Annotated in this window: 5 protein-coding genes; 3 read left to right on the top strand and 2 right to left on the bottom strand. The window is 68.3% G+C overall.

Annotation, left to right across the window (positions count from 1 at the left end; all coding sequences use genetic code 11):
* Positions 1 to 110: 110 nt before the first annotated feature.
* From QM621_RS09290 to QM621_RS09280, 3 genes are all read left to right on the top strand, one after another.
* The gene (locus tag QM621_RS09290) at positions 111 to 560 is read left to right on the top strand and encodes a hypothetical protein (RefSeq protein WP_414990095.1); all 450 of its coding nucleotides are present in this window, start codon (positions 111 to 113) and stop codon (positions 558 to 560) included.
* A 130-nt stretch (positions 561 to 690) separates the two neighbouring features.
* Positions 691 to 1596 (top strand): tyrosine-type recombinase/integrase, encoded by a 906-nt coding sequence (locus tag QM621_RS09285; protein WP_414990094.1) that lies wholly within the window; start codon positions 691 to 693, stop codon positions 1594 to 1596.
* A gap of 553 nt (positions 1597 to 2149) precedes the next feature.
* Complete coding sequence (locus QM621_RS09280; RefSeq protein ID WP_414990093.1) at positions 2150 to 2923, top strand: nucleotidyl transferase AbiEii/AbiGii toxin family protein; 774 nt, start codon at positions 2150 to 2152, stop codon at positions 2921 to 2923.
* 187 nt (positions 2924 to 3110) lie between these two features.
* Here QM621_RS09280 and QM621_RS09275 read toward each other — a convergent pair whose 3' ends face one another.
* A complete protein-coding gene (locus QM621_RS09275) occupies positions 3111 to 3545 on the bottom strand; it encodes a hypothetical protein (RefSeq protein ID WP_414990092.1) in 435 nt (144 codons plus the stop codon).
* Positions 3546 to 3648: 103 nt separating this feature from the next.
* Positions 3649 to 6066, bottom strand: a 2418-nt coding sequence (locus tag QM621_RS09270) for a hypothetical protein (protein ID WP_414990091.1), incomplete at its 5' end; no start/stop codon positions are given.

The raw sequence follows: 6066 nt of genomic DNA, 5'->3' as shown, positions 1-6066 counted from the left end.
CTGCTTGGAAGGCAGCGCACTGCCACAAACGGCGCTCTGCTCACCCTGGTCGTCGACCACGGCGTCGCACCTGCGGTCGCGACGTCGCGTGATGGTCGGGAGTTTGCAGCATGAACACACGCACTGACCGACAGGAAGCCGGCCTCATCGAGCAGATCGCTCGTGACCGGCTCGACCGCGCGGCCTACCACCTCGCCTGCTGCGTCGCGGACGGGCTGACTCACGACGTCGTCACAGGGAAACCCGTCGACCAGGCCGAGCTCATCGGACAGTTCAAGGCCCGCCGAGCGGAATGGCTCGCAGCGCTCGACACGCTGAAGGCCACTGCCTCAGAGGCAAAGCTGCCGTCCTCCACGCCGACTTGTGACGGTTGGAACGACCAACACGATTGCGGTCTTCCCACCGGACATGTCGGCGACCATGAATGTGTCGGCTGCGGTGATGTTTGGAATCGTGGTGAGTGGGACGAGGATGCCGACGAGTGGCTCCACGAGCGGCCGGAGCAGCGTTGCATGGAACCGACTGATTCGGAGCGTGTGTCCCAGCTGCGGAGGAACTGATCGAGTGGCTGAGCGAACGGGTGTGTTCGTCACCTGAACCAGCGATTCACGTCTCTCAGCCATGACGATCTCTACGCACCCTCCATCATCGTCCGTTGTCCAGACCCCGATCGAGGCCTGGCGCGACTGGATGGTCGACCAGTACTGGTCCGAAGACACCATCCGGGAACGAACCCGGTACATCGACTACGTGCAGCGCACCGTCGACGTCGACGCCGTCAGCCTCGACGAGCACCACATCCGAGCGATGCTGCGTCATGACCTCGCGCCGACATCACGAGCCAAGTACTTCAGCCACTTCCACTCCTGGTTCGGCTGGCTGGAGGACAACGGGCTCCGACCCGACAACCCGATCCGGCATATCGCGCGGCCGCGAGCGAACCGTCAGGAACTCCAGATCCCGACCGCCGAGCATGTGCGCGCGCTCTTCGCGTCCGGCCTCTACCGGCGAACCCGCTGGATGGTGACCCTCGCGGCCTACCAAGGGCTGCGCGTCTCCGAGATCGCCCGTGTCCACGACCGGGACATCGACATCATCGGCAACGCGATGACAGTGCTCGGCAAAGGCCAAGTCAAAGCGGTACTTCCGCTACACCCGATGATCGCCCTGATCGTCGACGAACGCATCGAGCTCGGCCTTGACGGCTGGTGGTTCCCCCAATACGTCCCCAACCGCCTCCACGCCGAAGGCGGCCCGATCCTCGGGAACTCGGTCAGCGGGACACTCTCGGCCGCGATGCGCCGTGCGAGGTGCCCCGGTTCCGGCCACAGCCTGCGGCACTGGTTCGCCACCGAAATGCTGCGCCGTGGTGTCGACGTCGCCGTCATCCAGAAGCTCATGCGACACCAAAGCCTCGGCACCACCGAGCAGTACCTACACGTCGATCACCGACTCCGCCGAGACGCGATCATGGTCCTGCCGGATCTCACCCGTCCGATGCCGCTCATCGAACCGGAACCGGCCACCGAACGACCGGCCTCGCTCCAACCCGCCGGCGCCTGCTGCAGATGCGGGCGAGAGTGCTCCTGGTGTTAGCCACCGCCAAGGTTCGACCTGGCGAGCAAGCTATCCTGGCTAGGCAGGTGGCAGGGATGAAATAGCTCCCCGAGCGCCGATTCGAGAAGCCCACGCCTCGTGCGTGGGCTTCTGCGTTCCGTCGCCTTCGAGCCGACCAGCGAAGTTCGTCAGATCGCTATAGCAGTGCGTAAGCTTGATCGTAGAGAGGAGGCCTGACGATGAGCACCACCAACGTACGGCTGCGCTACAGCCAGATCCACCCGTATGACGTTCCCGAATCACTCGACGATCTACAAGGACCTGCGTCTGGACTCCTCGACGTCCCCCGTAGCATCCACTGGGGCCCGCAATCGGTCTTCGACTTATGCAACGAATCGCATCTCGTCAGGGCCTACAGCGCCATCGTCCGGGAGGGCCGCCGTGACCAGCAGCAGCGCCTCCTAAACCCGCGACTCCTACGAGGAGTGTGGGCGGCCTTGGCCTTGCCTACCGAGTGCAGCAGCCAATGGGAAGAACGTTTCGGATCGTTGCGGAACGCACGTGAGACGTGGAATCTCGACAACGCTGATTGGTGGTTAGCGTGGGCATAGACCCACGGACACAGTTCCAAGACGACATCGCTCGGATCGTGCTCAACGAACTAGGCGATGAAGGATTCGCACTCGCCGGAGGCGGAGCAGTCCGAGCCCACGGGCTGAGCGACCGACCAACCGACGACGTCGATATCTTCCGCGACACGCCAGCGGACGAAGAAGCGTTCGCTCACGATGTTGAACGCGCGATCGCTGCGCTACGCGCCCACGGCTACACAGTCACCCCAGACATCACCGCGCCACTGTTCACCCGCGTCAGCGTCGAACGCGATGACGGGCTCAGCGTTCATCTGGACTTGTCTGCGAACTGGCGCGCTGAGCCGCCTGTCCTTCTTGAGGTCGGACCTGTCCTGTCCCTGCGAGACTCCGTCGCCGGTAAGATCAGCGCCCTCTATTCACGCGCAGAGGCCCGAGACTTCCTGGACGTTGACCGTGCGCGCCTCCACTACACCGACGAGCAACTACTGGCCATCGGACGTGAGGACGACAACGGTTTCGTCCCCGCGATATTCGCCGCACGGCTCGCAGACATCCGGAACCTCACTGCCTCTGACGTTGCCGAGTATGGCGTTGACGCAGTCGAGTTCGGGCAAATCCAACAGCGAACAATCAGCTGGGCGCTAGCGATCATCGCTGAACACGACCCGAGAGCCGCAGCCCGGCTCCGCCGCCTCCACGCTGACCGGACAACGCCGGAGGCCCAACCGGCAACACCCCCACCGGCACCGAGACCAGACCCGCCGACCCGCTGACCGGCCGGCCGGGCCTCGACTAGTGACTTCCCCCACCACATAGACGAGACCGCCCGCTCGCGGCCGATGCCGGGGTGGTGAGGCGGAGGTATGGGATATAGAGGGGCTGGCCGTCGAGCAGGTGGGTCAGCCGGTCGCTGAACTCGGGTTGGGACATGAGGTCTCCGGGGTCTCGTGGTGGCGGTGGTCAGGCGACGAGGTCGGCGGCGTCGACGACGAGGCGGACGGGCCCGCGGTTGCCTCGGACCTCGAAGGCGGTCGAGATCATGGAGCCGGGCTCGACCCGGGCGAGGACGTCGGCCTGGCGCTGCCAGACGTGCGCGCAGCGGCGGCAGGTCTCGTCGTGGGCGAGCCGATGCGTTGGGACGGCGTAGACGGGCTGGGAGCCGCCTGTGGGCGGCTCGTCGAGTCGCACCGCGACGACCATGCCGCCGTTGAACGGGTGCGGGGTGTCGAACTCGCCGAGGTAATGGGTGACACGCGGCGACGCCTCGCCGTCGTCCGGCGCTATACGGCCGGCGGACGGGTCGGCGCGGTCGACGGTCCGGCCGGCGCGGAGATAGGGGACGTAGACCGTCTCGCGGGCTTTGAGGAGGTGGTCGAGGTGCTTGTTCTTCTTCACGGGTGGTGCTCCTAGCGGGTCGGCTGGGGGTGGCGGGACGGGTGTGGGCCTCCTGGCAGGTCATGCCGGGAGGCCCACACACGGTCATCAGTCGGTCAGTGGATCACAGGCTGAAGGTGCTGCTGCCCGTGAACGCGATGACCGGGGCGTCGTCGTCCCTGCGGCGACGTTGGACGGCCAGGGCGGCGCCGCCGGCCCCGAGGAGGCCGAGCGCGATCGCGAGCAGCGACTTGTCGAGCGGGAGGCCCGTGCCGGGCAGGGTCGGCTCGTCGGCGCCGCGGACGAGGGTCTCGGCGGGGACGCCCGGCCCGTCGACGACCTTCAACGCGGGTTTGCCGCCGTCGGAGGTCCAGGTGATCACCCAGGTGCCGCACTGGTCCTTGTGGGACGAGCGCAGCTCGACGCCGGTCGTCTCGAGCTGTGCGAGGTCGTCGTCGGTCTCGACCGGGTCGATCCGGCCGACCTCGGTCGCCTGCGTCCAGTCGACGCCGTCGCACTTGCCGTCGACCGCGTCGGCCTGCAGGAGCACGCCGGTCAGGGTGCCGTGGACGCCCTGCGTGCCGGTCAGGTCGACCTTGTCGGCCATGACCTTGTCCCCGGCCCAGAACGCGGTCGTGGCGAGCCGCAGGTCGGCGACGAGGCCGGTCTCGGTCTCCTCGCCCGGAGGCGTGTCGAACGGGTGGTCGACGTCGTCGAACACGGCGTGCTCGGCGAACGTGTAGCAGCCGGGCTCGTCGACGGCGATCTCCGAGGTGGTGACGGGGCCGTCGCCGGTGAACGCGACGTCCTCGCTGTGGTGCAGGGGGGCCTCCCCGGACTCGACCAGGCGGGTCCACTCCTCGACGCCGAGGTCGCAGACCTCCTCGGGGTCGGGGGCGACGGGCCCGTACAGGGACGCGGTGACCGTGCCGCCGTTGCCGGCGGTGCCCTCGACGAGGATCAGGTCGCTGAACGACTCGCCCGGCTCGACCAGGTGGGCGTTGATCTGGGTGCGCATCTTCGGCTCGACGACGAGGGCGGTCTGCTCGGTCTCGCCCGCCTCGTGCTCGACGGTCCAGATCACCTCGCCCTGGCTGTTGGTCGCGGTGAGGGTGTACCCGTAGCTGTAGCAGCCGCCCTCGGCCGGCGTGAACGCGCCGACGCCGGGGAAGTACTGCTGGCTCCGGGTGACGTTCAGCTCGACGGCCTGCGCCAGCGGCGCGCCGTCGAAGTCGGCGTCGGCGCAGGAGCCGTCGACCGGCTCGACGGGGCCGTAGGCGCCGCCGGTCAGGACGTTGGCGATCGGGCCGAGGCCGTCGGCGTCGCGGATCGTCCCGAGGACGGTCACGTCGTCGGACAGCCCCGTGCCGGTCATCGCGGTCTGCGACGACGCCTTCGACGTCATCGCGGGCTTCGGGTAGATCAGGGTGGTCTCGGTCGGCTGTCCGAACTTCCCCTGGAAGCCCCGGTTCCTGGGCGACTCGCCCTCGTCCTCGAACAGCTCCTCGACCCACACGTAGTAGCCCTCGGCCGGCGCCGCGACCGTGCCGGTGGTGACGGTCGCGTCGCCGTTCGCGTCGAGCCGCGCCTCGAACTCCACCCGGCCGACGATCGGGGCGTCCGCCGGGGCGGTGTCCGTCACGGCCTGCGGCGAATCGAAACGCCCGTACAGGACGGACTCGCCCCGGATGGTCGAGTTCGGCTTGCCGCCGGTGATCTTGACCGTGTCGGCGACCTGCTGGCCGGCGTCGGTCGCGGTGATCACCGTGGTGTCGGTCGTGGCCTCGGGGAAGTAGTCGAAGACCATCGGGAAGGCGGCCGATCCGCCCGTCGACGTCGACGCCGATCCCCACGTCACGGTGTCCTGCGCGGAGCCGTTGCGGTACAGGACCACCTCGGTCGCGGGAAGCCCGCCGACGCTCTGCGAGACGGTGGCGTCGCCGTTGCCGGTGGCCCGGAACCCCAGGCTCAACGGCCCCGAGCCCGTCGTGCCCGACCAGGAGTTGGTGCCGGTGTCGGTGAACACCGCCGGCCCGTCGATGGTCACCGTGATCGGCCGGCCGCTCATCCAGTTGCCGGCCGCGCTCCGCGCCCCGACGCCGTCCACCGTGCCCTGCGTGGGCGCGTCGACCGTCACGTTCCACGCCATCGCGTCCGCGGAGTACGGACCCATGAACGCGGCCGTCTCCGACGCGATCGAGTCCAACGCGGCCGCCGCGCCCGGATGCTCCGCCATCGCCTCCGCGATGTTCCCGTCGACCTGGTCCTGCACCGCCTCCCGCTGGGACAGGTTCCCGCCCGGGGCGATCCCGGTCCCGTTCACGTACGCGTAGACCGCGGCGGACAGGTCGTTCGCGGCCGAGTCCGACCCGGACCCGTGCGACTGCGTGCCCGTCGTGCCGGGAAGCCACCGCGACAGCGCGTAGCCGATCGCCGGATGGCTCACCGTCTCGCCGCCCGACAACGAGTCCGGCGTGTCCGTGAACGCCTCCACGCACACCACCCGCTGACCGCCGACCGCGAACGTGCTCACCGTGCCCGT

The organism is Aeromicrobium sp. (assembly GCF_047606445.1).
Classification (GTDB): domain Bacteria; phylum Actinomycetota; class Actinomycetes; order Propionibacteriales; family Nocardioidaceae; genus Aeromicrobium.
This window is presented reverse-complemented; position numbering and strand designations above follow the sequence as displayed.

Bases quoted from the DNA above. Each gene is read 5' to 3' on its own strand.
- QM621_RS09285 (WP_414990094.1), top strand. From the start codon at position 691: ATGGTCGACCAGTACTGGTCCGAAGACACCATCCGGGAACGAACCCGG.
- QM621_RS09290 (WP_414990095.1), top strand. From the start codon at position 111: ATGAACACACGCACTGACCGACAGGAAGCCGGCCTCATCGAGCAGATC.